Origin of the sequence: Myxococcus sp. XM-1-1-1 (assembly GCF_020037095.1) — a bacterium.
GTDB classification, from domain to species: Bacteria; Myxococcota; Myxococcia; order Myxococcales; family Myxococcaceae; genus Myxococcus; species Myxococcus fulvus.
The window spans coordinates 718,808-744,227 of sequence record NZ_JAIQDH010000002.1; the positions used below are offsets into that span (position 1 = coordinate 718,808).

At 70.7% G+C, this 25,420-nt stretch carries 18 protein-coding genes; 10 read left to right on the plus strand and 8 right to left on the minus strand.

Annotated elements, in window-relative coordinates:
* Positions 1-20 precede the first annotated feature (20 nt).
* Genes mtsD through K8640_RS07005 form a run of 3 tightly spaced genes read left to right on the plus strand, consistent with a single transcriptional unit; the run spans position 21 to position 6,195 of the window.
* The gene (gene mtsD / locus K8640_RS06995) at positions 21-2,009 is read left to right on the plus strand and encodes a cell-cell cohesion protein MtsD (protein ID WP_223746353.1); all 1,989 of its coding nucleotides are present in this window, start codon (positions 21-23) and stop codon (positions 2,007-2,009) included.
* A complete protein-coding gene (locus tag K8640_RS07000; RefSeq protein WP_223746354.1) occupies positions 2,006-3,754 on the plus strand; it encodes a VWA domain-containing protein in 1,749 nt (582 codons plus the stop codon). Before mtsD ends, K8640_RS07000 begins: the two co-directional genes overlap by 4 nt.
* A gap of 14 nt (positions 3,755-3,768) precedes the next feature.
* Positions 3,769-6,195, plus strand: a complete 2,427-nt coding sequence (locus tag K8640_RS07005) for a hypothetical protein (protein ID WP_223746355.1) — start codon at positions 3,769-3,771, stop codon at positions 6,193-6,195.
* A 316-nt stretch (positions 6,196-6,511) separates the two neighbouring features.
* Here the strand turns inward: K8640_RS07005 and K8640_RS07010 are convergent, their stop codons facing one another.
* On the minus strand, positions 6,512-6,958 hold the full coding sequence (locus K8640_RS07010) for a hypothetical protein (protein ID WP_223746356.1): 447 nt from the start codon (positions 6,956-6,958) through the stop codon (positions 6,512-6,514).
* A 48-nt stretch (positions 6,959-7,006) separates the two neighbouring features.
* Between K8640_RS07010 and K8640_RS07015 the strand changes: the two genes are divergently transcribed.
* Positions 7,007-7,495: a hypothetical protein gene (locus tag K8640_RS07015; RefSeq protein WP_223746357.1), complete on the plus strand. Its 489-nt coding sequence runs from the start codon at positions 7,007-7,009 to the stop codon at positions 7,493-7,495.
* On the opposite strand, the gene K8640_RS07020 is transcribed toward K8640_RS07015, so the two are convergent.
* Complete coding sequence (locus K8640_RS07020) at positions 7,492-9,162, minus strand: GMC family oxidoreductase (protein WP_223746358.1); 1,671 nt, start codon at positions 9,160-9,162, stop codon at positions 7,492-7,494. The genes K8640_RS07015 and K8640_RS07020 overlap by 4 nt on opposite strands.
* On the minus strand, positions 9,159-9,812 hold the full coding sequence (locus K8640_RS07025) for a gluconate 2-dehydrogenase subunit 3 family protein (RefSeq protein WP_223746359.1): 654 nt from the start codon (positions 9,810-9,812) through the stop codon (positions 9,159-9,161). The genes K8640_RS07020 and K8640_RS07025 overlap by 4 nt, the downstream gene beginning before the upstream one ends.
* A 137-nt stretch (positions 9,813-9,949) precedes the next feature.
* Between K8640_RS07025 and K8640_RS07030 the strand changes: the two genes are divergently transcribed.
* Together K8640_RS07030 and K8640_RS07035 are read left to right on the plus strand one after the other, a co-directional pair.
* Positions 9,950-11,317: a hypothetical protein gene (locus K8640_RS07030; RefSeq protein WP_223746360.1), complete on the plus strand. Its 1,368-nt coding sequence runs from the start codon at positions 9,950-9,952 to the stop codon at positions 11,315-11,317.
* Positions 11,314-11,865, plus strand: coding sequence for a hypothetical protein (locus K8640_RS07035; protein ID WP_223746361.1), 552 nt, complete (start codon positions 11,314-11,316; stop codon positions 11,863-11,865). The genes K8640_RS07030 and K8640_RS07035 overlap by 4 nt, the downstream gene beginning before the upstream one ends.
* 243 nt (positions 11,866-12,108) lie before the next feature.
* Here the strand turns inward: K8640_RS07035 and K8640_RS07040 are convergent, their stop codons facing one another.
* The gene (locus tag K8640_RS07040) at positions 12,109-12,753 is read right to left on the minus strand and encodes a DUF3332 domain-containing protein (RefSeq protein WP_141328777.1); all 645 of its coding nucleotides are present in this window, start codon (positions 12,751-12,753) and stop codon (positions 12,109-12,111) included.
* A 138-nt stretch (positions 12,754-12,891) separates the two neighbouring features.
* On the opposite strand from K8640_RS07040, the gene K8640_RS07045 reads away from it, so the two are divergent.
* Complete coding sequence (locus K8640_RS07045) at positions 12,892-13,710, plus strand: M15 family metallopeptidase (RefSeq protein WP_223746362.1); 819 nt, start codon at positions 12,892-12,894, stop codon at positions 13,708-13,710.
* 5 nt (positions 13,711-13,715) lie between these two features.
* Here the strand turns inward: K8640_RS07045 and K8640_RS07050 are convergent, their stop codons facing one another.
* Positions 13,716-15,080 carry a sigma 54-interacting transcriptional regulator gene (locus K8640_RS07050; RefSeq protein WP_046711432.1) on the minus strand — a complete coding sequence of 455 codons (1,365 nt, stop codon included), beginning with the start codon at positions 15,078-15,080 and terminating at the stop codon, positions 13,716-13,718.
* A 128-nt stretch (positions 15,081-15,208) separates the two neighbouring features.
* Here K8640_RS07050 and K8640_RS07055 point away from each other — a divergent pair, with 128 nt between their 5' ends.
* The gene (locus K8640_RS07055) at positions 15,209-17,899 is read left to right on the plus strand and encodes an amidohydrolase family protein (protein ID WP_223746363.1); all 2,691 of its coding nucleotides are present in this window, start codon (positions 15,209-15,211) and stop codon (positions 17,897-17,899) included.
* Positions 17,900-17,994: 95 nt separating this feature from the next.
* Here the strand turns inward: K8640_RS07055 and K8640_RS07060 are convergent, their stop codons facing one another.
* Entirely contained in the window at positions 17,995-19,599 is a 1,605-nt protein-coding gene (locus K8640_RS07060; protein ID WP_223746364.1) for a hypothetical protein, read from the minus strand.
* 202 nt (positions 19,600-19,801) lie between these two features.
* On the opposite strand from K8640_RS07060, the gene K8640_RS07065 reads away from it, so the two are divergent.
* The gene (locus tag K8640_RS07065; protein WP_223746365.1) at positions 19,802-20,500 is read left to right on the plus strand and encodes a bifunctional 2-polyprenyl-6-hydroxyphenol methylase/3-demethylubiquinol 3-O-methyltransferase UbiG; all 699 of its coding nucleotides are present in this window, start codon (positions 19,802-19,804) and stop codon (positions 20,498-20,500) included.
* A 9-nt stretch (positions 20,501-20,509) separates the two neighbouring features.
* Here the strand turns inward: K8640_RS07065 and K8640_RS07070 are convergent, their stop codons facing one another.
* A complete protein-coding gene (locus tag K8640_RS07070) occupies positions 20,510-21,202 on the minus strand; it encodes a response regulator transcription factor (RefSeq protein ID WP_141332557.1) in 693 nt (230 codons plus the stop codon).
* Positions 21,199-22,731, minus strand: coding sequence for a cell wall metabolism sensor histidine kinase WalK (locus tag K8640_RS07075; protein WP_223746366.1), 1,533 nt, complete (start codon positions 22,729-22,731; stop codon positions 21,199-21,201). The genes K8640_RS07070 and K8640_RS07075 overlap by 4 nt, the downstream gene beginning before the upstream one ends.
* Positions 22,732-22,990: 259 nt before the next feature.
* Here K8640_RS07075 and K8640_RS07080 point away from each other — a divergent pair, with 259 nt between their 5' ends.
* Positions 22,991-24,985, plus strand: a complete 1,995-nt coding sequence (locus tag K8640_RS07080; RefSeq protein ID WP_223746367.1) for a c-type cytochrome — start codon at positions 22,991-22,993, stop codon at positions 24,983-24,985.
* The last annotated feature ends 435 nt before the right edge of the window (positions 24,986-25,420 follow it).

Consider the following 25,420-nt stretch of genomic DNA (forward strand, 5'->3'; position numbering starts at 1 on the left):
TCGCCAGGAGGTCGTACCGCATGCGTCGCCTTGTCCGACTCCCGCTGCTGATGGCGGGCCTCCTGGCCACGGGGCTGTTGTCCTGTACCGACTCCATGTTGGAGCCCCGGACGGAGCAGCAGACCCACGTCGATGACCGCGTGATGCTCCAGGGGCGCGTGTGCACGCGCCCGCCCAACCCCTCCGGCTTCCCGGTGAAGGTGGTGGTGGTCATCGACGAGTCGGGCAGCATGTGCATCAGCGACCCGCCGGGCGCGCAGACCGACAGCGGCTTCTGTCAGCGCGCCGAGGTGCAGGCCATCATCCCGCCGGGCGTCACCGAGCCCGCGCGCGTGCGGGCCCTCAAGCGCCTGGTGAACCAGTTCCGTCAGGTCAACGCGGCGGGCGGCAACGTGCAGGTGTCCGTGGCCCCCTTCGAGACGAACGTGCGCAACGTCTGGCCGCCGGCCACGACGGGCAACCGCTTCGCCCGGCCCGACACCAACATCGACAGCTACATCGACGGCCTGCAGAGCCAGCTGGGCAAGGGCACCGACTACCAGGGCGCGCTGTCGTACGCGTACAGCCTCATCGCCAGCGACATCAACGCCGTGGCCCTGTCCAACCCGGAGGTGCTGCCGCGCACCCGCTACGTCGTCGTCTTCCTCACGGACGGCACGCCGTACCCGCGCTGCTCGGCCACCGACAACCTCAGCGTGTACGCCAATCCGGACAACCCGGACCTGACGTGGGCGGACTCCATCGTGAGCTTCTGCAACGCCACGAACACCACGGACCAGATCGACGGGTTTGAAATCGGCACGGACCGCAACCAGAACTACCAGCTCTTCAGCTACGTGCGCCGGCTGATGGAGCTCAAGGACCAGTACAACGTCGGCGACGTGCGCATGCACACGGTGCTGCTCTTCAACCAGGAGGCGGTGCGCGCGTGCGGCCCCATCTGCCAGGAGATCTACGGCATCTACCCCGGCGTGCCGCAGGCCCAGTACCCGGAGGCCGCCAAGAAGATCGCCTCCTGGCTGCTCAAGCGCTTCGCGGACATGGGCAACGGCGTCTACCAGGAGTTCAACGACACGGCCGAAATCTCCAACCTGGGCCTGGGCGCGCTGGACTACTCGTCCTTCGCGTCGCGCAACGTGATGAAGACGCTGCTGGTGGAGCCGCTGAGCTCCTCGCCCGGACTGGATGGACGCGTCATCGACAGCGACGGCGACGGCGTGCCGGACGACGTGGACAACTCCTTCACGCTGAAGACCCACCCCTTCACCTCCGACAGTGACAGCGACTGCCTGGACGACGGCTTCGAGCACCGCCGCGAGGACCAGGGCTTCAGGGCCGCCAACGATTTGGACGCGCGCGGCTGCAACCCGAACTCGCCGCTGACGCCGCGCTGCACGTGCCGTGACACGGACGGTGACGGGCTCTCCCAGTTCGCCGAGGCCTACCTGCGCACGCGCGAGACCATCGTCGACAGCGACGGCGACGGCATCCCCGACAGCATCGAGGCGCGCTGGGGCCTGAACCCGCTGGAGCCCAGCGTGGCGGGGCTGGACACGGACGGTGACGGCCTGCCGGACGAGGTGGAGCTGCGCGCGGGCACGGACCCCACGCGGCGCGACAGGGCCTTCTTCGAGAAGAACGGCTTCCAGTACGAGACGCGCATCGCCGAGGTCCTCCCCAACGGGAGCATCTGCTACGACTACACCGTCTCGAACCTCCAGATGGTCGCCACGCCGGACCGGCCGGGCACCAAGCAGGGCTTCAACCTGTTCAAGCTGTGGTTCGCGGAGGCGCCGGAGAGCGGCGTGGCCACCGACTACGGCGTGTGGCGCGCGGCCTGCGCGTGGTCCCAGTACTCGCCGCCCAGCGTGCGCGTGCCGGTGGGGCCGGAGCTGACGTTGACGAACGACAACTTCATGGTGCCCACGGAATTGAGCAATCCCTGGGACAGCCAGGGCCGGTGCGTGGGCGCGCCGCCCTCGGGCCAGCAGGGAGGTCTGCTTCCGTGAGTGTGGCCGCACGTATCCTGGCGGGGCTGGTGGTCGCGGTGGCGGTGACGGTGGCCTGCACCGATTCGTATCTGTATGACCCGCGCCGCGACGTGGAGGTCCCCGTGGACCGCTCGGTGTCCATCCAGGGCCGCTTCTGCAGCACGGGCTCCAACGAGGTGGTGCGGCCCATCAAGCTGGTGGTCGCCATGGACGCCTCGCAGTCCATGCGCGTCAGCGACCCGGACGGCACCCGCGCCACCGCGCTGGTGGAGCTGATTGAGAACCTGCCCAGGGACCCGGAGGTCCACCTGGCGGTGGTGCTCTTCGCCGGCAGCACCACGGCGTTCCTCACCCAGACGCCGGGCAGCCCGCCGCAGGACGGCTTCGTGCAGGTGGCCAGCTTCGACGACGCGCGGATGCGCCAGCTCACCGAGCAGCTGCTCACCTTCCGCAACCCGGACAACTCCCCGAACCGCGACTCGACGGACTTCGTCAAGCCGCTGTCGGACATCTACTCGCTCATCAACACGGACATCGCGCGCAGCCGGCTGGAGCCGGGCGGCGCGCAGGCGCTGGCCCAGGCGCGCTACTCGGTCCTCTTCCTGTCCGATGGTCGGCCCACCACGGACCAGGACGACGAGCTGCTGCAGGGTGACGCGGTGGTGCGCATCCGCCAGCTGCGGGACCTGGTGGAGGACGTGCGCGTCAACACCGTGCACGTCTTCAACCCCACGCAGCCGGTGTCGTCGGTGTGTGATTTGTCGGGCGACGGCGGCTGCCCGCTGCTCATCATCAACCAGAACTCGGACCGGCTGGAGAAGATGGCGGCGCTGGGCGGCGGCAACTTCCGCGACTTCCGCAACAACGAGCCCATCAACTTCCTGGACTTCAGCTTCGGGCAGGTGCGCCGGACGTTCATCGTGAAGGAGGTCATCGCGACGAACTTCTCCTCGCCGCCGGGCAGCCCCTTCGACGAGGCGGACACGGACGGCGACGGGCTGTCGGACGCGCGCGAGCGGGAGGAGGGCACGGACCCCAACCGCGTGGACACCGACGGCGACGGCTTCAGCGACGGCGTGGAGGTGTACTTCCGAGACCGCGGCGTGGACTTCGACCCCACGCAGGTGGCGGACCCGGACGGCGGTGGCCTGGACAAGGGCTGCCCGCCGCTCCTGCGCGCGTCGGACTCGGACTGTGACGGCCTGCTCGACTGCGACGAGCAGTTCATCGGCACCAACGCGACGCTGGCCGACAGCGACCGCGACGGCGTGCCCGACGGAATCGAGTGGCGCGGCGGCACCCAGGGCGCCAGCGACGACCTGGACGAGGACCCGGACAACGACGGGCTGTCGAGCCGCGCCGAGCTGCGCCTGCACACCCGCCCGCTGGTGGTGGACACCGCGAACCTGGCGGCGGAGGGCTACCGCTACTCCTTCGAGGCGGACGGCCCACCGGACGAGCTGGGCCGGCAGTGCTACACGCTGCGCGTGGACAACGTGCTGTTGGCGCCCACCATCGCCTCCGCGGACGACGCGGGCGTGGTGGTGCGGGGCGCCGGCTACAACGACATCGCCTTGTCGGTGGCCATGGTGCCCGCCGACGACCCGACCGCGCGCACGCAGGTGCGCACCTTCCGGGTGAACCACGTGCGCTACCCGGTGGGGGGCATCAAGTCCCCCGCCGACGGCATCATCCGCGTGAATCCCGAGGACTTCGTCGACGGCTGCCCCGGCCGTCCCGACGTCACCCTCCCGACGCCGTGAGAAACGACGCTGCCATGAAGACCCAAGCCCGACTGCTGTCGCTCGCGCTGCTCGCCCTCGCCGCCGCCTGCTCCTCCAAGGGTGATGACAAGGAGGACGCCGGCACCGTGGCGGTGGTGGATGTCTGCAACAGCCGCGAGGAGGCGCTGACGCTGGACGAGTGCGAGCTCAAGCCCGGTGAGACGCTGGAGCGCTTCCTGGCGAAGGAGGGCCCGCAGCGCGAGGGTGACCAGGACTGGTACCGCATCGTGCTGCCCGCCAACACCACCGCGCGCACCCTGCTCAACCTCAACGGCGTCTACGTGGCCTCCAGCACCGCGGTGCAGCTGTCGCTCACCGTGCTGGAGACGCTGCCGGACGGCAAGGAGGCGGCGCTCGCGAAGAAGGACGACAAGCATGGCCAGGGCGCGCCCAAGCCGGTGGACATGGTGCTGCCCCTGCGCGCGGACCTGGCGGGCAAGACGCTGCTGGTGCTGGTGCAGGACTCGCCGGACGTCGTCTCCCAGCCCAAGTTCGATGCGCGCAGCCCCTACCGGCTGACGGCGCGAATCACCGAGAACCCGGACACCAACGAGCCCAACGACGCCATGGCGGCCGCCACGCCGGTGGCGCTGACGTCGGCGGGCGGGGGGCTTACGGGCACGGCCACCGGCTACCTGGCCACGGACAACGACGTGGACCGCTTCACCTTCGACGTGCCACAGGGGAAGGTCCTCTACGTGGGCCTCACCGCGCCGGACCAGGGCTTCGTGCCCAACTGGCGGCTGTCGTACCAGCTCTTGCGTCCCGGCTTCCTCGTGAAGGAGGAGAAGGAGGACGAGGACCAGGTGCGCCCGAGCGTGCGCCCCGGCGTGCTGGCCACGGCGCGCAAGGTGAAGGAGGCGAAGTACGGCGGCAAGTGGATGCTGGTGGTGCGCGGCTACCGCGGCATCAGCGACCGGGACACCGCGCCGGGTGACATCCAGCAGGCCTATCAGGTGGACGTCCGGGTGCTGGACGAGGCCGACGCGCAGGACTCGCGGGTGGTGGACGGCGTGGTCGTGGGCAACGACAAGGTGGCGGACGCGCTGGCGCGCGGGCTGACCGCTCCGGCGCAGGACCTGGCCACGACGATTCCCTCGGGCGCGACGACGACCTTCACGGGGCGCCTGGGCTACATCGGCGACGAGGACTGGTACGAGGTGAGGCTGCCCGCCACCGCCGCGCCCACGCGGCTGCACTACCACCTGGTCCCCAAGAGCGAGGGGGGCCGCTTCCCGCCGCTGCCGGACATCCCGGACCGTCAGGTGCTCGTCTTCACGCTGGTGTCCAAGGGCGCCACCATCGAGGACTGGCGCACGGCGTGCGTCAACGACAGCACCGAGTGCCCCAAGGGCTACGGGGAGAACCCGGACATCGCCCCGCTGGTGCAGGACTACTGCCGGCGCACGGACTTGCCGGCGCCCATGTGCCTGCACTCGCTGCGCGAGGAGGTGTCGGAGAACCCGCGCTTCGTGAACCTGAGCAACTTCCGGGGCGTCATCCCGGTGCCGGTGTTCACCGGGGAGAAGCGCTACCTCTTCAACGTCCAGGACAACGGCGTGGGCTGGGCGGACGACAAGGACTACGACCTGGTGGTGACGTGGCGCGAGGAGGACGCGGACGAGCAGGGGCGCTACTCGGGCGGCGTCGAGCAGGTGGTGACCAAGGCCATGGCCTCCACCACCGCGTTCCCCGCGCCGCCGGACACCGCGGAGTACAGCGTCTCCGGCAGGCTGTCCCACGGCTACGGCCGGCTGCGCAGCGGTGACGACCGGGTGAACGGCCGCGGCGTGCGCGGCCCCATGGACTACGACGCGGTGCCTTCCGACGTGGACTCGTACCTGTTCACGCTTCCCGCCGTGCCCGCGCCGGAGGACCGCGCGTGGCTGGTGCAGTGGGAGGTGGCGAAGTCACCGGACGGTGGCACCGCGCACGGGCTCGCGCTGGATTTGACGTTCTGTGACGGCGACGCCCCGGCGACGCCGGACGCGGGCATCGAGAACTGCGCGGTGGTGCGCGCGGGCAGCCGCAACCAGGGGCTCACGCTGGGCTACCGCTCGGATGCGCTGAGGGCCTGGCACACGCCGGCGGGTGCTTCGGCCAGCACCCTGCAGCCGCTGTACACGCTGGAGGAGCGGCCCAACTCCACCGTCGTCACCCTGGCGCCGTATGCCTGCGGTTGCCTGGAGGGACGCTTCGTGCGCGGCGGGAAGATGCGCGTGGATGTCTCCGCGTCCGAGCGCAACTCCTACGAGCAGGTGGGCTACACGCTGCGCACCGGCTACGCGGACTACCCGCAATCCTATACGCGGGATGGCGGTGTCACCACGCAGTGCCCGGGACCCGCGGATGCGGGCACGGACCCGGATGGCGGCGTGGCTCCGCTGAGTGGTGGCTGTGTCTTCACGCGTCAGCCTTGAGCGTCGTGGGGGGCGGGGGCCCACCTTCGGGTGGGCGCTCCCGGGCCGTCGTGTCCGGCGGGCGCGGCTCCCACCGGGACAAGGTCTCCCCCCACGCGAGCAAGCCGTGTCTGGCCATGAAGGGGTCGTCCGGAACGACTCGCGCGTCCGCCGTCGGGATGCCGACGCGGTCGGCATGCAAGTCATTGCAACGGGGGCGCTCGCGCGAGGCCGCGGGCAGGGCCTCGTGGCGCAAACCCTGGCGGGCAGTCGACCGCACGGCGCCAGGGTGGATGGGGCGGTCAGGGCCGCCCGTCATCGTTTCGTCCAACGTGTCTCAGGGAGGCGCGATGCCCAGCCCGTTGAGCGTGATGCTCTTCTCGGGGAGGTTCGCCGCGTTCGACTTGATGACCAGCGCGCCCTGATACTGCTGGGCCTCGCGGGGGCGGAACGCCACCTCGACGAAGAAGCGCTCCTTGGACTTCACCTGGAAGGCCTCCTGGGGATTGAGGTCCTGGCCGTCCTTGGAGACCTTCATCGTGAAGACATTCGGACCGGAGAGGGCGATGCTGGAGACATCCAGCGTATCCTCGCCCATGTTCTTCACCTGGACGGAGTTGAAGCCCGTGGTTCCGACGTAGGTTCCGGAGCGGAACTCCTGGTCGAAAGCCATCTCGTCGCGGTCCGAGATGAGCTGCGGGGCCTTGGGGATTTCCTCGGCGCCTTCGCCGCAGGCGGCGAGTGAGAAGAAGAGAATGGGGAGCCACGGGGTGTGCAGTCGCATGGACGTTCACTCCTCGCTAGAGGGTCGATGATGATGAATGTTGTAACAGTGTTCTGTCGTAAGGCCCAGAGCGTCGGTGCATTCCTGCTCACGTTGCTGGCGGTGGGATGCGGAGACACTCGCGACGACTTCATCGGTCCGCGTGTGAAGGATGTGTGTGATGAGTCATGGCCCGTGTGTGGCCGCGTCGCCGGCTGCATCCTGGGCGAGGAAGGCTATTCGGAGGGTCGCTTCCCCGGCCGCAGCCAGTTCATCGTCCAGGTGCCGGAGGCGTCTCACATCAAGGTGAGCTTCTACCTGGATGAGGTCACCGCGGCGGGCGAGGAGACGGTGGTCATCTTCCACGAGGAGGGCTGTCGGGCGCGCATCCGGACCGCGGCGGACGGCCGCGCGGTGCTCGACTCGATGGAGAAGTTCAGCGTCTTCACGCGCGAGGCGGAGCTCACCGGCGTGGGAGACCACCTCATCGAGTTCGAGTCCGACATGCAGGCGCGCTACGCCGTGAAGGTGGACGTGACGCCCCTGCGCAATCGCTAGCCGCCGGAGGAGACGCCTTGCTTCAGCGTGCGCACCAGGTGGCTGGCCACCCGGAAGCTGTTGGCGGCGATGGTCAGCGTGGAGGGCACGCTGCCGCCGGTGGGCATGAAGCTGCCGTCCACGACGTAGAGGTTGTCCACCTCGTGCGCGCGGCAGTTCCGGTCCAGCACGGACTCGGCCGGGTCGTCGCCGAAGCGGCAGGTGCCGTGCTGGAGGATGGTCGTCTCGCCGGCGACGCTCTTGCGCTCGAGCGAGTCCGGCTCCAGCCGCAAGAGCACCTCCTCGCCGCGCTCGACCAGGAAGCGCGTCGCCGCCAGGTCCATGGGGTGGCGCTCCACGGTGATGGCGGCCACGGGGATGCCGTGCTTGTCCTTCACGTCGCCCTCCACGCTCACGTAGCTGCCCTGCGTGGGGAGGTACTCCGCGTAGACCTCGAACAGCAGGACGCGCGAGTCGCGGTACGCGCGCATGCGGTCCTTGAGCTCCTTGCCGAAGACGGCGGACGCGCCGCTGCCCGCCAGCCCCGACGCCGCGTGGATGGGATTGGGGTGCGTCCACATGAAGCCCAGGGTGCCGCCCTTGCGGAAGCCGAAGCGCGCGTCGGGCATCAGGTAGAAGTCCTGGAGGCTGCGGTTGACGAAGGGCCCAGGGTCCGTCAGCCACGGGCGCCTTTCCGCCTGCTTCGACAGCCGGAACGTCGCCTGGGACTCACCGAAGGAGCTGAAGATGAGGTTCCGCCCCACCAGGCCGTTGCCGTTGGCCAGGCCCCGCGTGAAGCGCCTGGACGTGGAGTTGAGCAGGAGCCGCGCGCTCTCCACCGCGGTGGCGGACACGACGACGACCTTGGCGGGCTGCTCCTGGGCCACGCCGTCCGCGTCCAGGTAGACGACGCTCTTGGCGCGCCCCTTCTTGTCCACCTCCACCGTGCGCGCCATGCAGCCGGGGCGCACCTGGACGTTGCCGGTGGCGACGGCGGCGGGGATGAGGCTGGCGTTGGTGCCGCTCTTGGCGCCCATCTCGCAGCCGTAGCTGCCGCACAGCGCGCAGTACGCGCACGGCGCGCGGCCCTTGTACGGGCGGCTGATGATGCCGCGCGCGGTGGGAATCGAGTGCCAGCCCATGGCCTGGCAGACCTTGTCGATTTCCGACGCCACCGGGTGCACGTCCAGCGGGGGCAGCGGAAAGGGGCCGCTCCGGGGCTCGGCGAAGGGGTGGGGCACGGCCTGTCCGGACACGCCCAGCTCCGCCTCGGCCTTGTCGTAGAAGGGCGCCAGCTCCTCGTAGGAGATGGGCCAGTCGGCGAGCGTGCTGCCCGGCACCGCGCCCAGCGTGGTGCGCAGCCGGAAGTCCACCGGCTTGAGGCGGTAGAAGAAGCCGCTCATGTGCACGGTGCCGCCGCCCACGCAGTTGGCGGTCCACGCCGCGGTGCTGCGCTCGTACTTCCCTTGGGCGCCCTTGCGCACCAGGTGCGGCTCCTCCCAGGGCAGCGGCATGAAGAAGTTGCGGCGGCTGTTGAGGATTTCGTCGTGGACGAAGTCCTGCGGCCGGTAGTGCGGCCCCTTCTCCAGCACCACCACCTTGAAGCCCGCGCGGCCCAGCTCCAGCGCCATGGGCGCGCCGCCCGCGCCGCTGCCGATGATGCAGACATCCACCGGGGGCAGGCTCACTTGTGAACCCCGCACTCGCGCAGGCACTTCGGGCCGTCGTAGCCCTCGGGGGGCGCCATCGCCACGGTGCCCACCGTGTCGAAGCCCATCAGCCTCCAGCCCACCTTGCCCTTGTTGCCGCCGTAGGACGGGTCTCCCAGGAAGCCCTCCAGCGTCAGCACGGTGAGCAGCTCCAGGAAGTGCGCCTCGCCGCTCCTGGGCGGGCTGTCCTTGAAGAGCGTGAGCAGCTCGTCCTGCTGCGCGGGCGTGAGCGACGCGAAGCCCTTCTGGAACATTCGCTGCGAGCGGTGCTCCAGCGCGGCCAGCCCCGACATGAAGTCCTCTCGCATGGGCTGCATCGAGGGTGTCTGGAGGATGCGGTCGATGTAGACGGGCACGTCCGCGTCGAGCGCGCCCGGGTCCTCGTCCTTGGGGAGGATGCGCTCGGTGGCGGCGGCCACGACGGCGAACTCGAAGGCGGAGAAGGTGTGCGTCTGCCGCCCTCCGGAGGTGGTGCCCAGCGGGCCGGGGTCCTTCGCGGGCTTGGGCTCCTCGGAGGAGCGCTTGCAGGCCAGGGGCCCCAGCAACACCACGCCTCCGCCGAGGAAGCTCAGCCGCTGGATGAAGGAGCGCCGGGTCAGGCGCCGACGAGCAGGACGCGCACGGGACATAGGCGCGGAAGCGTAACCCAGCGGGGGCGTGCCTGGCGCGTGTCTGGATGCGCGCTGCTCGTCTGCTCCCTCGGGTGCGTGGGTGAACTAGGATGCGACGCAACGTTGTGCACGGCCGGAAACGCAAGGAGACCAAGATGAGACGTCATGCCTGGGCACTGGGATTGGCGCTGGCGATGGGCTGCGGCAAGGACTCGAAGCCGGACAACCCGGACGCGGGCCGGCCGGATGGCGGCGGGGGAACGACGGAGACCTTCACCAAGCTGGAGGTGGACGCGGACGCGAGCGAGTTCAATCCCATCTCCAACATCGCCATGGCGGTGGGGCCGAACGACCGCATCGGCATGGTGTACTTCGTGAACAACGGGACGGCGACGGGGAGCGAGACGAACTACGACCTGCGCTACCGCGAGTTCGACGCGGGCGTGCTCGGGCCCGTGGAGAAGATTGCCACCGTGCAGCGGGTGTACGGCGTGTCGGTGGCCTTCGGCGCGAACGGCCAGCCGGCGGTGTCGTACCTGGGCGGCGGACGCGACAACTCCACGTTCTGGCTGCAGAGCGACCTGGCGGTGTCCTACCGCTCGGCGGCGGGCGTGTGGACGGAGAGCATCGTCGCCACGCGCTCCAACGCGGCGGCCATCAACAACCCGCTGAGCGACGTGGGCTTCCTGGTGGGGCTCAACTCGTCCATCGTGTTCTCGGGCAGCCAGGCGCTCATCGCGTATCGCGACGGGCACAACGGCAACTTCGGGCGCCAGGACTGGGAGTCGGCGGACCTGGAGCTGGCGAGCGGCGGTCCCCCGTCCAGCTGGGCGTTCCGCATGGTGGCGGCGTCGGGTGACACCAAGGCGGGCTACGGCGGACACATCGGGCTCATCATGGCGGGCGCGCAGCCGGCGGTGGTGCACGACTACGTGAAGGAGGGCGCGCAGGCGACGGGCGCCGGAATCGTGTTCCAGCGGCGCGCCGCGGATGGCGTGGCGTGGAGCGCTCCGGTGGAGGTCGCCACGGCGGAGAGCATCGGCAACACGCAGCTGGGGCCCTCCATGGCGTTCGACCCGGAGCAGGGCTTCGGCATCGCCGTGCAGAACCGCGGCTCCTCGTCGCGTGGCGACGTGCTGCTGTACCTGGACTGCCCGAGCCCCACCGCGACGAGCTGCAACACGAAGGGGGAGTGGTCCACGCCGGACCCGGTGTTCGGCCGTGGCACGGGTGGCTGGTATCCGTCGCTCGCGTTCGACCCCATCAACCACGAGCCCTCCATCGCGCACTACTTCTGCTCGTCGGAGTCGGGGAACAACGACACGGGCTGCAACCCGACGGAGGACCGGCTCCTCATCAGCACGCGCATCGGCGGCATCTGGCGTGAGACGGTGGTGGACGAGGACGGCGCGTGGTCCCCGAAGCTCGCCTACCTGTCCACGGGCAAGCGCGTGGTGCTGTACCGCCTGCCGGTGATGGCGCCGTCCAAGAAGGGTGTCCTGCGTCTGGCGGTGGAGCAATGAGGAGCGCGCTCCGCGCCCTCGCGGCGCTGACGCTCTCGGGTGTGGTCTCGGGCGCGGGGATGCTCGCGTGCGCGCGTCCGGACAATTCATTGTCCGGCAGCGTGTCGGAGCTGTTCCCGCTCGAGGTGTCGCGGGTGGAGATCCTCCGCAACGCGGAGGCGCTGCAGGTGAGCTACTTCCGCAACAACGACCTGGACGTGGACCTGGTGGTGCGGCTCACCGTGTCCACGGAGGGGTTGGACCTGCGGCCCGGCGCGAAGGTGAACCTGGCGGGCACGACGCCGTCGGGTGTGGCGCGCGCCACGGTGGTGCACCTCAACGCGGGCGAGCCGGCGCGTGTCTTCGCGCCGGTGGAGAAGGGGGACCTGCAACTGGAGTCGGGAGGCAACCCCGGCGAGCAGACGCGCGGGGACTTCTCCATGTCCTTCAAGAAGGGCGAGGGCTACGGCGCCGGTCGCAGCCTGGAGGGGACGTTCTCCTCCGAGGCGCGCGACGCGGGCTTCGGGCCGGAAGAGGGCGAGCCGCTCGACGCGGGCACGCCTCCGTAGGACCGAGGCGGAGGCGACGCCCGGAGGCTCGGGCGTCGCCTTGCGCGCGAGGTGTGTGGTCCGCTCGCGCGTCTCAGGCCGGCGCGTCGGCCCGCTCGCGCGTCTCAGGTCGGTGCGCGGTCCACTCGCGCGCCTCAGGTCAGCACGTCGGCCTCGAGGAGCGCCGCCGCCGCGCCAGCGCCTGGCGCGAACCCTCCGTCAGCGTGCGGGAGGGCCGCCGGGCGCGCTGCTCGCGGAGCCCCGTCAGTGCGCCGCGCAGGTGTTGAGCGCGAGCCCCTGGGACACGCGGGCCTGGTCCACGGTGTGGCGGGCGAGCGCCGTGGCGCCGCCCTCCTCGTAGATGCGCCGCGCGAGCGCCAGTGCCTCGCTGGCGTGCACCGTCAGCGTCTGGCCCGCGGCGTCCGTCACCGCCACCGTGCCGTCCGCGGCGCCCTCGGCGCGGACCAGCAGGGCGCCCGCGTCGTCGCGCACCGCCATGCCGTTCTCCAGCGGCTCGAAGTGGCGGATGACGGGCTCCTGGCCCTCGCGCTCCAGCTCCAGCCGCATCACGCCGCTCTGGGCGTCGCGCGACATGCGCAGCACGTCCGTGGGGCTCAGGCGCACCACGCGGGTGCCGTCGTCCTCGCCGTCCACGCTGGACACGGGGTTGTTGCCGCTCCAGAACTCGATGCTGTTGATGATGAGCGCGTCGATGAGCGAGCCCAGTTGGTACACGGGCACGATGACGAGCACGAGGAACATCAGCCACTGCACGAACTTCTCGCCCGAGATGTTCTTGTTGAACTGCCAGATCTTCTGCGTGAGCTTGAAACTGCCGAAGCACCCGGTCGCGTGCATCGAGATGAAACCGGCGCACAGCACGGCGAGCCAGGGAGACGGACGCTTCATCGTGAACCCTCCTGGGGGGATGGAAGGACTGCGAAGGCAGACGCACCATGCCACGTCGGTTTTCCCCGGCACACCGTGTTCGTGGCTTCATCCGATGGACAGCACTTCCCAGCCCTTGGAGGTGCGAGGATGCGGGGGATGCCTTCCCCGCGTTTGTCATCGAAAGCCTTCGTCGCGTGGCTCCTGTCCCTGCCGGTGCACGCCGCCGAGCCCGTCGACGCCGAGACGCGCGCACAGCCCCGTGAGGCCGATGCGCCACCCGCCGCGCTCGTGTGTCTGGCCCGGTGGTATCCGGCGCTCACGCCCGTGCGACTCGACTCGTGCTGGGGCTTCTTGCTGCCCGACGGACGCTCCTTCCCGTTCGACGACGGACAGACGAAGTCGTTCGCCCGCAAGCTGGAGGCCCCGGACCTGGAGGACACGCTGTCCATTCCCTATCGAAAGGGGCCCATCACCCCGGTGACCCGCGAGGACGAGGACCCCGGCCGCATCCGCTTCGAGCCGCTGTTCGAGGCCACCTACGGCGCTGCCCGGGAGCAGGTGGACGTCATCCCCATCGACTTCCTGGGCCAGCGCTTGAAGGTGAACCGCAAGGTGGCGCCCGCCTTCGAGCGCGTCAGCGCCCGGCTGGCGTCACTCGTGGCGAAGGACGCCTCGCTCAAGCCCTATCTCCAGGGCGTGGGCGGCACGTTCGTCTGGCGCAACATCGCCAACACGAACCGACGCAGCGCCCACGCGTACGGCGTCTCCATCGACCTCAACGTCGCGCGCTCGCACTACTGGGAATGGCAGAAGCCCCGCAATCCCGTGCGCTGGCACAACTCCATCCCCCAGGCCCTCGTGGACGCCTTCGAGGCGGAGGGCTTCATCTGGGGAGGCCGCTGGTACCACTACGACACGATGCACTTCGAGTACCGGCCGGAGCTGCTCGACGCCGCGTGTGCTCCGGCCCGGTGACGAGGTCAGTCGCCCTCGCTCTGCACCAGCCCGTACTTGTGCAGCAGCGAGTAGAGGTGCTTGCGGTCCAGCTCCGCCTCGCGGGCGGCGCGGGCGATGTTGCCCTTGGCGCGGCCCAACAGGCGCGTGAGGTACTCGCGCTCGAAGGCGCGGATGAGCTCGTCCTTGCACACCTTGAACGGGCCGGTGAACTCGGCGGGCAGGAAGTCGCCGGCGGGGGCGGGGGGCTCGCGGGTGAACTCACGCAGCAGCGCGTCCCCGGCCAGCTCCGGGATGTCCACCATGTGCCGCGCGCGCTCGAGCGCGTTGCGCAGCTCGCGCACGTTGCCCGGCCAGGTGTGTCCGTTGAACTGCTCGCGAATCTTCTCCGGCAGCCGCAGCCACAGGCCCTCGCCCGCGAAGGCGTCCACCAGCAGCGGGATGTCCTCCTTGCGGTCTCTCAAGGGCGGCAGGCTGACGGTGAACACGGAGAGGCGGAAGTAGAGGTCCTCGCGGAAGCGGCCCGCCTGCGTCTCGGCCCAGAGGTCCTTCTTGCTCGCGACGACGATGCGCGCGTCGAACGAGATGGGCGTGGAGGCGCCGAGCCGGCGGAACTCGCGGTCCTCAATCGCTCGCAAGAGCTTGGGCTGGAGGTCCAGCGCCAGGTCGTCGATTTCGTCGAGGAACAGCGTGCCGCCGTTGGCGCGCTCCAGACAGCCGATGCGCTGGCTGACGGCGCCGGTGAACGCGCCCTTCTCGTGGCCGAACAGCTCGCTCTCGATGAGGGAGTCGGAGACGCTGGCGCAGTCGAAGACGACGAGCGGCCCGGGCGCGCGGGGGCTCAACTTGTGGATGGCCTTGGCGGCGGCGCCCTTGCCGGAGCCCGTCTCGCCCACCAGCAGCAGCGTCGAGTCCGTGGGGGCGATTCTCTGGAGCAGGGCGAAGATCTGCCGCATCGGCAGGCTGCGGCCCACCAAGTCTCCCAGCCGGTCCTCCAGCGTGGGCTCCACCTGCACGGGGGCCAGCTGGGGGCTGAAGCGCAGGCGGACATCGCCCACCTCGAGCAGCGCGCCGGGCCGCAGGTACGCCTCGCGCACCTGGGCGCCGTCCAGGAAGGTGCCGTTGGTGGAGCCCAGGTCCTGGACGAGGAAGCGGTCACCCTGGCGGCGCACCACCAGGTGGTTGCGGCTCACCGTGGGGTGGTCGATGACGACGTCGTTGTCGGCCGCCTTGCCGACGCGCAGCGCTTCGTTGGCGAGCGGAAAGACGGTGCCGGCGCGCTCGGTGTCGAGGAGGACGAGGTGGAATTGCTGCGCGGAGAGTCGCTCACCCTGGCCTCGCGCGTTGATGACGGTGTGCGAGGGGATGGGGGCTGGGGGCAGAGGGGGCATGACCGGGCGGGGATTCTAGACGGCTTCTCGTCGCGAGGTGACTTCCTGTCGGGTGGGGTTCAGGCCGCCCTCCAGGCGACCGGGCATGGTTGGAGCCCCAGGGGGCCGTGATACGACGGGCCACCCCTATGCGCTCCTCCTCCCTGCTCCTGCTGCTGGCCTCCGCCTGCGCCACCGTGCCGCGGGCTCCCACTCCCACCACCCCCGCCGAGGCGCCCCCCGGGGCCACGCGTGTCTGGAAGCAGACGCGCGCGGTGGTGGTGCGCCACGCCACGGTGCTGCCCGCCTCCGGCCCGGCCATCGAGGACGGCGCGGTGGCCTGGGTGGATGGAAAGCTGACGGCGGTGGGACGCAACGCCGAGGTCACGAGCCCCCCGGGCGCCGAGGAGGTGGACGGCACCGGCCTCTACGTCACCCCGGGCATCATCGACGCCCACAGCCACCTGGGCGTCTATGCGTCGCCCGACTCCTTCTCCAACTCGGACGGCAACGAGGCCACCGCGCCGGTGACGGCGGAGGTCTCCGCGGAGCACTCGTTCTGGCCGCAGGACCCCGGGCTTCGCCGCGCCGCGGCGGGCGGCGTCACGTCCCTGCTGGTGCTGCCGGGCAGCGCCAACCTGATTGGCGGCCGGGGCTTCCCGGTGAAGCTGCACTTCGGCCGCTCGGCGGCGGAGGTGCGCTTCCCGGGGGCGAAGGACTCGCTGAAGATGGCGTGTGGCGAGAACCCCCGGCGCGTCTACGGCGCGGGGCGCAACATGGCGCCCGCCACCCGCATGGCCAACGTGGCCGGCTACCGGCAGGCCTTCGCCCAGGCCCGCGACTACATGGCCAAGCGGGACGAGTGGACGAAGAAGAAGGAGAAGAGCCCGGACGAGGCGGGTCCGGAGCCGATGCGTGATTTGAAGCTGGAGACGCTCGCGGAGGTGCTGCGCGGCAACATCCTGGTGCAGAACCACTGCTACCGCGCGGACGAGATGGAGGTGATGCTCCAGGTGGCCCAGGAGGCGGGCTACACCATCCGCGCCTTCCACCACGCGCTGGAGGCCTACAAGGTCCGCGACAGCCTGGCCGCCAAGGGCGTGGCGGTGGCGACGTGGGCGGACTGGTGGGGCTTCAAGCTGGAGGCGTGGGACGGCATCCCGGAGAACGCGGGTCTGCTGTCGCAGGCGGGCGGCAAGGCCGTCATCCACTCGGACTCCGCCTATGGCATCCAGCGGCTGAACCAGGAGGCCGGCAAGGCGATGTGGCGCGCGCGGGAGTCGGGCATCCCGATTCCGGAGGACGAGGCGCTGCGCTGGGTGACGCTGAACGCCGCGTGGGTGATGGGCGTGGAGGGCGTCACCGGCTCGCTGGAGCCGGGGAAGATGGCGGACGTGGTGCTGTGGAAGGGCCACCCGCTGAGCGTCTACGCGCGGGCCCAGAAGGTGTGGGCGGACGGCGTGGTGACGTTCGACGCGGGCTCGGGCGCGGTGGAGGCGAGCGACTTCGAGGTGGGCGAGATGGCCCAGGGCCCGGCGAAGCTGGTGGCCGCGTCCGCGCCGGTGCCGTCGCTGACCGACCTGGGCCTCACCGAGCGCTGCGACGTGACGAAGACGCGCGAGTGCGCGCAGCCCCTGGCGCTGGGCGCCGAGGCCTGCACCGTGTTCCAGGGCGTGACGGCCTTCACGGGCGCCGCCTGGGTGAAGGGCGCCACGGTGGTGGTGGACGGCGGCAAGGTCGCGAGCGTGCGCCAGCAGGGCGAGGGCGGCGCGGTGCCTTCGGGGTGCCGCGCGGTGGACGGCAAGGGCCGCGTGCTGACGCCGGGCCTGGTGGACCCGCTCACGCAGCTCGGACTGGTGGAGGTGGGCGCGGAGGTGTCGACGCAGGACGACGGGCTGCGCGGCGAGGCGAACAAGCGCGACGTGCGCGCGGCGCTGGTGTCCGCGGAGGACGTCAACCCCGTGTCCGCCGCGTTCGCGGTGGCGCGGCTGGGCGGCGTCACCAGCGCGCTGACGGTGCAGCACGGCGGGCTCATCTCGGGACAGAGCGCGCTCGTGTCGACGGACGGCGCGGTTCGACGCACGCCCCTGGCGATGCACATCCACCTGGGCATCGGCGGGCGGGACGCGGTGTCGGGCTCGCGGGCGCTGGTGCTGGAGCGGCTGCGCGAGGTGCTGTCGGACGCGCGCGAGTACGGCCGGCGCAAGGGTGACTTCGAGCAGCGGCGCATGCGCGACGTGGGCGCGAGCCGCCTGGACCTGGAGGCGCTGCAGCCGGTGCTCGCGGGCAAGCTGCCGGTGGTGATGGTGGCGCAGAAGGCGTCGGACATCCGGGCGGCGCTGACGCTCGCGCGCGAGTACAACCTCAAGCTCGTCATCGCCGGGGCCAGCGAGGCGTGGCTCGTGGCGAAGGAGCTGGCGGACGCGAAGGTGCCGGTGATCCTTCAGCCCACGCAGAACCTGCCGCTGGACTTCGACCGGCTCAACAGCCGGCTGGACGCGTCGGCGCTGCTGGGCGCGGCGGGCGTGAAGGTGCTGTTCTCCGTGCTGGGCGAGCCCGGCATGGTGCGCACGCTGGCGCAGGAGGCGGGCAACGCGGTGGCCTGGGGCCTGCCGCACACCGAGGCGCTCAAGGCGATGACGTCGAACGTCGCGGACGCGCTCGAGCTGCCGGTGGGGCGGCTCGCCCCGGGCGCGACGGCGGACGTGGTGCTGTGGAACGGAGACCCGCTGGAGTCGGCCACGCGGCCTTTGGGCATGTGGCTGGCCGGACGGCAGGTGCCGCTGGTCAGCCGTCAGCAGGCGCTCTTCGAGAAGCACCGCGCGCTGCCCGCGAAGTAGCGCGGGACGTTCGCTGAAATTAACCACGCGGCGACCGCCCCCCGAGGAGGACGGCCGCCGCGTGCCTTCATCGGGACACGAGGCGCGGGCCCGACTCAGTTCCCTTCATAGATGCCGATGACCCCCGCCACCCACTTCTTGGTGGTGGAGTCCTGGTAGCCCAGGAAGGACACCAGCATCCGCCGGCCACTGCCGGAAGCATCCGCCTGGATGTCGCTCACCCGGGACATCCCGTAGCGGCGACCGAACACGTCCAGGCCATAGTTGGTGATGTTGCCGCCCTTGACGCGCGACAGACCGCCGCCCCACGACGCGCCCGTCCAGATGCTGCCGTCGGACGGGTCCTTGCCGAGCGCGGACAGGTACTTGTCCACCAGCCCCGAGCCCTTGCCCAGGTGGCCCAGCACCGCGCCGTTCGCGTCGATGCGCACCAGGCCGTTGCTGAAGGAGCTCAGCCACACCGTGCCGTCGTTGGCCACCACCGCGCCGGAGATGTTGTCCGGCACGCGCTCGGCGGGCGTGGAGTACTCGGGCTTGGCGTCCGGCCACAGGTCCAGCTTGTTGCTGGAGTCGTTCTCCGAGCCCGTCTGCGCGCGCCAGAAGTTGCCGCCCAGCGTGCCGTAGCGGAAGCGCGTGGTGCGGTCCGAGCCGCCGAACCACACGTCGCCGCCCGGGTCCACCGCCACGCCGTAGTACGCGTCCGTCAGGAGAATCACCCGGCCGTTGGCGTCCAGCGCGTTGACGTGCGGGTGCACGTGCTCGAACACGCCGGTGCAGTTGAGCTGGCCGTTGCACATGGGCGCGCCGTTGAACTCCGCGTTGCCGCGCGCGAAGCCGTGGTTGCCGCCGAACCAGATGCTGTTGGTGCGCTTGTCGTAGCGCAGCCGCAGGATGTTGCAGAGCTTCTCGCGCCCGCGGGGCTCCGCGGCCACCACGTTGGGGCCGGAGAAGATGTCGTAGTGGATGACGTCCAGCGTGCCGTCACCGTTGAGCGTCACCTTGTCCGCGTCACCGCTCTTGTAGCGCGCGGGGTCGGGGCTGGGGCCGTCCCAGTTGTTCTCGCAGTGCTCGGAGCCCTTGCCGGGCATGCCCTCGTAGCCGACGAAGACGGTGCCCGCCTTGCCGCCCGCCACGGAGATGACCTTCAGGTACTTGGCGCCCGGCGGCGTGCTGCCGTCGTCCATGTACCCGTACGGACGCAGGCCGTCCTCCATGCCGTAGCGCACGAAGCGCTCCGCGCCGCGCTTGAGCAGGAACAGGCCCTCCTCGCCGCCGGCCACCCAGATGTTGCCCGCCTCGTCGGCGCTCACGCCGTACACGGTGAGCGGGCCGCCCTGGTCCGCGCCGTAGAAGCGCCAGCCGGGCGCCGAGGGCAGCGGCGGAATCTCCGCGTCCGCGCGCGGGTCCGGCGTCGTCGGGCCGCCACCGCCGTCCGGCGTGCCGGCATCCGGCCCGGTGGGCTCGCCACCCCCGCCGTCCGGCGTGCCCGCGTCCGGCTCGGTGGGCTCACCGCCCCCGCCGTCCGGCGTGCCCGCGTCCGTCCCGTCCGAGGGGCCCGGCCGCTCGGGCGGAGGACCCGGGTCGTCCATGCCTGGGTTGTCCTGCTGCGACTCGTCGCTGCTCTTGGAGTCGCAACCCGCCACGGTCCACATCGCGCCCGCCATGAAGAGCGCACCCGCCCAGCGCCATCCCCGCGTCATCCGCATCCACCCCGCGAAACCCGGACCGCCCCGGATGGGCGACCGTCGTCCGGGCACCTGCATCGCAAGGCCGATGCCAGGGTTTACCGCCGCTCCAAGCCGCCCTTCGTCCGCTCCCGGACAACGGGTGGGCAATCGGCTGCCCTGCCAGGGCAAGTCGCTGTCCCGAAGACCCCAGCAAACGTGCTAGTGGCTTGCCTCCATGGGTGGGAACGACGCGCGAGGTCGCACACCGCTGTCCCTGGTGGGCCAGGAGCCGGACCTCCTCTTCTACACACGGCAGGCGGCCGAGCACGGCGGGCCAGTGTTGGTCCTGGGCGCCGCCAACGGCCGGGTGGTCTGGGCCCTGGCCGAGCACGGCTACACCGCGGTGGGCGTGGACCCCTCCGAGGTGATGATCCGCTCCGCCGAGGAGCGCCGCGCCTCGGAGCCCGCGGAGGTCTCCAACCGCGCCCGCTTCCTCGTCGCGGACCCGCGCGCGCTGCGGATGCCGGACCGCTTCCCGCTGGTGCTCGCCCCCCAGCACGCGCTGGGGCTGATGCCGGGCAATGACGATTTGGAGGCGTTCCTCGCGACGGTGCGCCACCACCTCACGCCCGACGGCACCTTCGTCTACGACGTGCTCAACACGCCGCGCGAGCCGGTGCTCCCGCGCGATGACGAAGAGCCCAACGCGGGCCTGGAGCCGCGCCGCCCGCTGTTCGCCCTGCACCTGCGCGAGCGCAAGCAGCCGGGCGTGCCCAGCCCCATCCGCCGGCTCAAGCTGCGGCACTTCTCGCCCCAGGAGCTGGACAGCGCCCTCACCGCCGCGGGCTTCATCCCGCGCGAGCGCTACGGGCGCTTCGACGGCAAGCCCTTCGACCTGGAGGACTCGCGCCACATCGGCGTCGCGGGGCCGTGAGCCCCACGGCTACTTCTCGAAGCGGTAGCCCAGGCCCCGGACGGTGACGAAGTGGCGCGGCTCCTCGGGGTTCGGCTCGAACTTCAGCCGCAGCTGGCGCATGAAGTTGTCCACGGTGCGCGCGCTGCCCTCGTAGTGGTAGCCCCACGCGCCGGACAGCAGCTCCTCGCGGGTGAAGGTGCGCTCCGGGTGCGCCAGGAAGTGCGCCAGCAGCTTGAACTCCTGCGCCGTCAGCTCCACGGCCGCGCCGCCCCGGGCCACGGTGCGCGCGTTCATGTCCACGCTGACGTCGCCGAACGTCACCGGCGGCGCGCCCCCCGGCGTCGGGTAGCGGCGGCGCAGCACGGCCTTGATGCGCGCGAGCAGCTCCTGGAGGCCGAAGGGCTTCACCACGTAGTCGTCCGCGCCCAGGTTGAGGCCCAGAATCTTGTCGGTCTCCATGCCCTTGGCGGAGAGGACGACCACGGGCGTGTCCCGGCCGCGCTGGCGCAGCTCCTTGAGCAGCTCGAAGCCGTTGAGCTCCGGGAGCATCAAATCCAGCACCATCAGGTCCGGGTTGTCGTCCAGCGCGCGCTGCAGGCCGGTGCGGCCGTCCTGGGCCTGGAGCACCTCGTAGCCCTCGAAGCGCAGGTTCATGGAGAGGCCGGTGAGGATGGACAAGTCATCCTCCACCACCAGGATGCGCCGCGTCGTGTCGCTCATGCCTTCTGCACCGGAAGGTGGATGGTGAACCGGCTGCCACGGCCCAGCTCGCTCTTCACGGTGATGCTGCCGCCGTGGGCCTCGATGATACGCCGGGCGATGGCCAGTCCCAGCCCGCTGCCCTCCGTCTTTCGCGTCAGCAGGTTGTCCACCCGGTAGAAGCGCTCGAAGATGCGCTTGCGTTCCTTCGGAGCGATTCCCACGCCGTTGTCCTCCACCGTCAAGTCAATCCACCGGCCGGAGCGGTGCGCGCTCAGCTGGATGCGCCGGTCCGCCGGCCCGCTGTACTTGTAGGCATTCTGCAGCAGGTTGAGCAGCGCGCCCGCGACGGCTTCCTTGTCCACGTCCACGCGCGGCAGGTCGCCGGCCACGTCCACCTTCAGGTCCACGCCGCCCTCCAGCCGCTGGGCGCGGAAGGCGGACACGGCGGTGTCCACCACGTCCATCACCGGCAGGGGCTCGCGCTGGTACACCTTGCGTCCGCCCTCGATGCGCGACCAGTCCAGCACCCGCTCGATGAAGACGGACAGCCGCTCCGTCTCGCGCGTCAGCAGGGTGAGCACCTCCTGCATCTGCGCGGGGTCCTTGAGGCGTCCCAGGGCGAGCGTCTCGATGAACATGCGGATGGAGGTGAGCGGCGTGCGCAGCTCGTGGCTCACCAGGGACACGAAGTCCGTCTTCATGCGCGACAGCCGCGCCTCGCGGTACAGCACGCGGCCGGTGTAGACGACGCCGAAGGTGAGCGTCAGGTAGAAGAGCCCCAAGAGCACGCCGTACACGGCGCGGTTGCGCGTGGAGGCGCGGGCCACCGGGTCCTCGCCGGTGGGCAGCACCACCAGCCGGAAGTCCTGCAGGGGCGGGGACAGCACGCGCTCAGCGAGCACCTGCGGCCCCAGCGCGCTGGCGCGGGCCTGGGCCACCTCCGACACGAGCTTGCCCATGAGGCCGCCCTCGCCGGAGGACTCGCGGGGCACGGGCATCAGGCCGAAGCGCACCGGCTCGCTGGACACGGCGCGCGGCTCCACCTGCTCCGTCATCAGCGTCTCCAGGGCGCGCACGGACAGGCGGACGCCGCGCACGACGGCGCCGTCACGCTCGGCCACCACGACGACGGAGCGTCCACCGGTGGACAGGGAGAAGAAGGTGGGCGCCTCGGGGAGCGAGCCGACCTCTGGCAGCACGGTGCCCAGGGCCTCGGCGAGCTGGGGGTCCTCGGTGATGGCGCGACCGCCCTCCAACTGGAAGGTGCCGTCGGGCTCGGAGAGGATGCGGCCGTCGGCGGCCTCCAGGCGCAGGGTGCCGGCCTCCTGCTCCAGCCGGGCCTCGGCGAGCTGCCGGGGCAGCTCCTGGGAGAGCGTCTCCAGCGTCCCGCGCCAGGCGGACTCCAGGCGCTTCTCCACCGCGGCGCGCTCGTTGATGATGGCCACCACGCCGAAGCCGGACAGGCCGGCGGAGGGCAGCACCACCAGGATGATGAGCAGGGCGAAGGTGCGCCGGAAGCTCAGGATGACGGAGGACGAACGGGACACGTCCCACTCCTTTACTCCCACCCGGTGCGACACGCTCGTGGCGTTTCACCCCGGGGGGCGGCCAGGCCGTCTGTCCGGCACCCGGAGGCCGCCCCGGGAGGCCATCGACTTCGCGGGGTGTCTGGTGCAAGCATGCCAGGCTCGCGGGGGAGGCGAGCGACCAGGGCCGGGCGTGTCCTCCCCTCCGACACAGCGCGGCAACTTCCGACGACGAGGCACGGTGGGTGGGGTCCCGTCGGGGGACGCGAGAGGAGACTTCATGAAGCGGCATCTTCTGGCCGGGGTCCTGGCGGCGGCGCTCGGGCTGTGTGCGTGCGAGGACCGCTCCACGGGAGCGGCGTGGACCAACGCCTCGGGCTCGGTGGCGCTCAGCCGGGACGACGCCTTCCTGTACGTGGTGGACGCGGACACCGGCGTGCTCGCCGTGGTGGAGACCGCGAGCGGACAGAAGGTGGGCGAGGTGAAGGTGGGCGCGGGGCCGGAGCGGGTGGTGGTGGGCCCGGACGACACGGTCTACGTCTCCAACCGCGGGGCCCGCAGCGTGTCCGTCATCCGCCGGGGTGACTGGAACGAGGCCGCGCGGGTGGCGGTGGGCGTGGAGCCGATGGGGCTGACGGTGTCTCCCAACGGGGACACGCTCTACGTGGTGAACAGCACGGCGCTGGACTCCTCGGTGTACGGCACGCTGATGGCGGTGGACACGCGCACGTTGGAGGTGCGCTGGGAGCTGCCGGTGGGCGAGGAGCCGCGCGGTGTCGCGCTGGTGGATGGTGGACGCAGGGCGCTGGTCAGCTTGTTCCGGCACGCGGACCTGGTGACGGTGGACCTGTCGGACGCGCACCAGCCGCGCATGCAGCGCGAGGGCACGGACCTGTACGCGCGGGCGAACACGCGGCAGGGCGTGGTGGCGGATGAGCCGATTCCCTTCCCTTCGTCGGACGTGCTGTTCCGTCCGCGAGGCATGGCGGACGTGGTGGTGGCACCGGACGGCGCGCGGGCCTTCGCGCCGACGTTGTGGGCGCGCGAGGACTCGCTCACGAGTGACGGGCGGGGGCCTGGGGGGTCGCTCTATGGCGGGGGTGGGCCGTGCAACACGGCGGGCGTGGTGGCGCCGGGCGTGTTGACGTTCAACACGGAGGACGGCTCGCCGCGGGTGGATGACTTGGACCAGTGCCGTCCGCCGCCGAGCGAGGAGCCGGACTTCCCGCCGTCGACCATCGTCAGCCCGGAGTCGAGTCACCCCATCCAGGGGCCGGTGGCGGCGGTGGTGGACCCGTCCGGGCAGTGGCTGTTCCTGGTGAACCGCGAGACGGACAACGTGGCCATCCTTCCGACGCAGCGGCGCACGGGGCTGGATTTGACGGGGGAGCGGGGCAGCACGGTGCGGCAGTTGGTGCGGGTGGGCTCGGGGCCCAGCGGCATCGCGATGACGCGCGATGGGCGCAAGGTGTACGTCTACAACGCGTTCGACCACACGGTGACGACGCTGGTGAACGACGGCTCGGGGAACGTGGCGAACGTGCGCACGCAGGGGGCGCCGATTCCGGTGGTGGGGGAGGACGTGCTGACGGCGCAGGAGGCGGCGGGGCGCAAGCTGTTCTATTCAGCGCTGGATTCGCGGATGACGAGCGCGGGGGTGGCGGCGTCGTGTGCGTCGTGTCACCTGGACGGGCGGGATGACGGGCACGTGTGGGGCTTCCCGGACGGGCCGCGGCAGACGCCGAGCCTGGCGGGGCGGAAGGTGACCGAGACGGGGCCGTTCCACTGGAGCGGGGAGTTCCCGTCGATGAGGGACTTCCTGGACGCGACGGTGCGAGGGCGGATGGGCGGCACGTCGCTGGATGGGGTGATGGTGGCGCAGCTGTCCGCGTTCATCGACGTGATTCCCACGCCGGACAATCCGTATCGGAGCGGTGTGCAGACGGCGGCGCAGGCGCGGGGGGAGCAGGTGTTCAAGAAGGCCGCGTGTGACACGTGTCACGAGGGCGCGCACTTCACGAACAACAAGCAGGCGGACGTGGGGACCTTCATCACCACGGGGCCGATGCGGGACGACGACAACACGCGCAAGCGCGGGTTGAACACGCCGTCGCTGTTGGGCCTGGCGCGCACGGCGCCGTACCTGCACGACGGCAGCGCGCTGTCGCTCAAGGGCCGGCTGATGCAGGGCAGGGCGTCCAACAAGCACGGCACCACCGCGGACCTCACGGAGGCGGAGGTCGACGACCTGGTGGAGTACCTGCGCACGCTGTGAGGTGACAGCGTTCGACGATGTGACGGAAGAACGCGAGGTCAACGATGCCGAAGGACTGGGCCAGCACCTTGGTCGAGCTTGTGACAACGCCTGTTTCATGGGTGAGCGATGTCATGGAGGCCTTGGTTGATACCCCGGTCCACGAGCGGTTCTCCAATTCCATCAAGTCCGATGTGTTTCAGGACTCGCACCTGCGAGACATCGATAAGGTCAGCAGCGGTCGAAAGCTCCGTGCCGGGACGATCCTTCGGGTAGGGAGAGTAGCCCCCTGTGTCAGGGAAGTTGTCGCCTCGGCGAACAAGCCGAGCTGACGACGCCTTGGGGGCGAGAGCAGGCAGGACTTGGTGCCGTACACGGATGCATTCAAGACGCAGATGGTAAAGCGGATGGTAGTCCCTGGCGCGGTGAGCGCGGCGGCGCTGGATCGCGCGTGGA

Coding starts and splice junctions, on each gene's coding strand:
- K8640_RS07070 (WP_141332557.1), bottom strand. CDS start 21,202: ATGAGCGACACGACGCGGCGCATCCTGGTGGTGGAGGATGACTTGTCC.
- K8640_RS07050 (WP_046711432.1), bottom strand. CDS start 15,080: ATGCCCCCTCTGCCCCCAGCCCCCATCCCCTCGCACACCGTCATCAAC.
- K8640_RS07080 (WP_223746367.1), top strand. CDS start 22,991: ATGAAGCGGCATCTTCTGGCCGGGGTCCTGGCGGCGGCGCTCGGGCTG.
- K8640_RS07055 (WP_223746363.1), top strand. CDS start 15,209: ATGCGCTCCTCCTCCCTGCTCCTGCTGCTGGCCTCCGCCTGCGCCACC.
- K8640_RS07030 (WP_223746360.1), top strand. CDS start 9,950: ATGAGACGTCATGCCTGGGCACTGGGATTGGCGCTGGCGATGGGCTGC.
- mtsD (WP_223746353.1), top strand. CDS start 21: ATGCGTCGCCTTGTCCGACTCCCGCTGCTGATGGCGGGCCTCCTGGCC.
- K8640_RS07045 (WP_223746362.1), top strand. CDS start 12,892: ATGCCTTCCCCGCGTTTGTCATCGAAAGCCTTCGTCGCGTGGCTCCTG.
- K8640_RS07035 (WP_223746361.1), top strand. CDS start 11,314: ATGAGGAGCGCGCTCCGCGCCCTCGCGGCGCTGACGCTCTCGGGTGTG.
- K8640_RS07060 (WP_223746364.1), bottom strand. CDS start 19,599: ATGACGCGGGGATGGCGCTGGGCGGGTGCGCTCTTCATGGCGGGCGCG.
- K8640_RS07010 (WP_223746356.1), bottom strand. CDS start 6,958: ATGCGACTGCACACCCCGTGGCTCCCCATTCTCTTCTTCTCACTCGCC.
- K8640_RS07025 (WP_223746359.1), bottom strand. CDS start 9,812: ATGTCCCGTGCGCGTCCTGCTCGTCGGCGCCTGACCCGGCGCTCCTTC.
- K8640_RS07040 (WP_141328777.1), bottom strand. CDS start 12,753: ATGAAGCGTCCGTCTCCCTGGCTCGCCGTGCTGTGCGCCGGTTTCATC.
- K8640_RS07005 (WP_223746355.1), top strand. CDS start 3,769: ATGAAGACCCAAGCCCGACTGCTGTCGCTCGCGCTGCTCGCCCTCGCC.
- K8640_RS07065 (WP_223746365.1), top strand. CDS start 19,802: ATGGGTGGGAACGACGCGCGAGGTCGCACACCGCTGTCCCTGGTGGGC.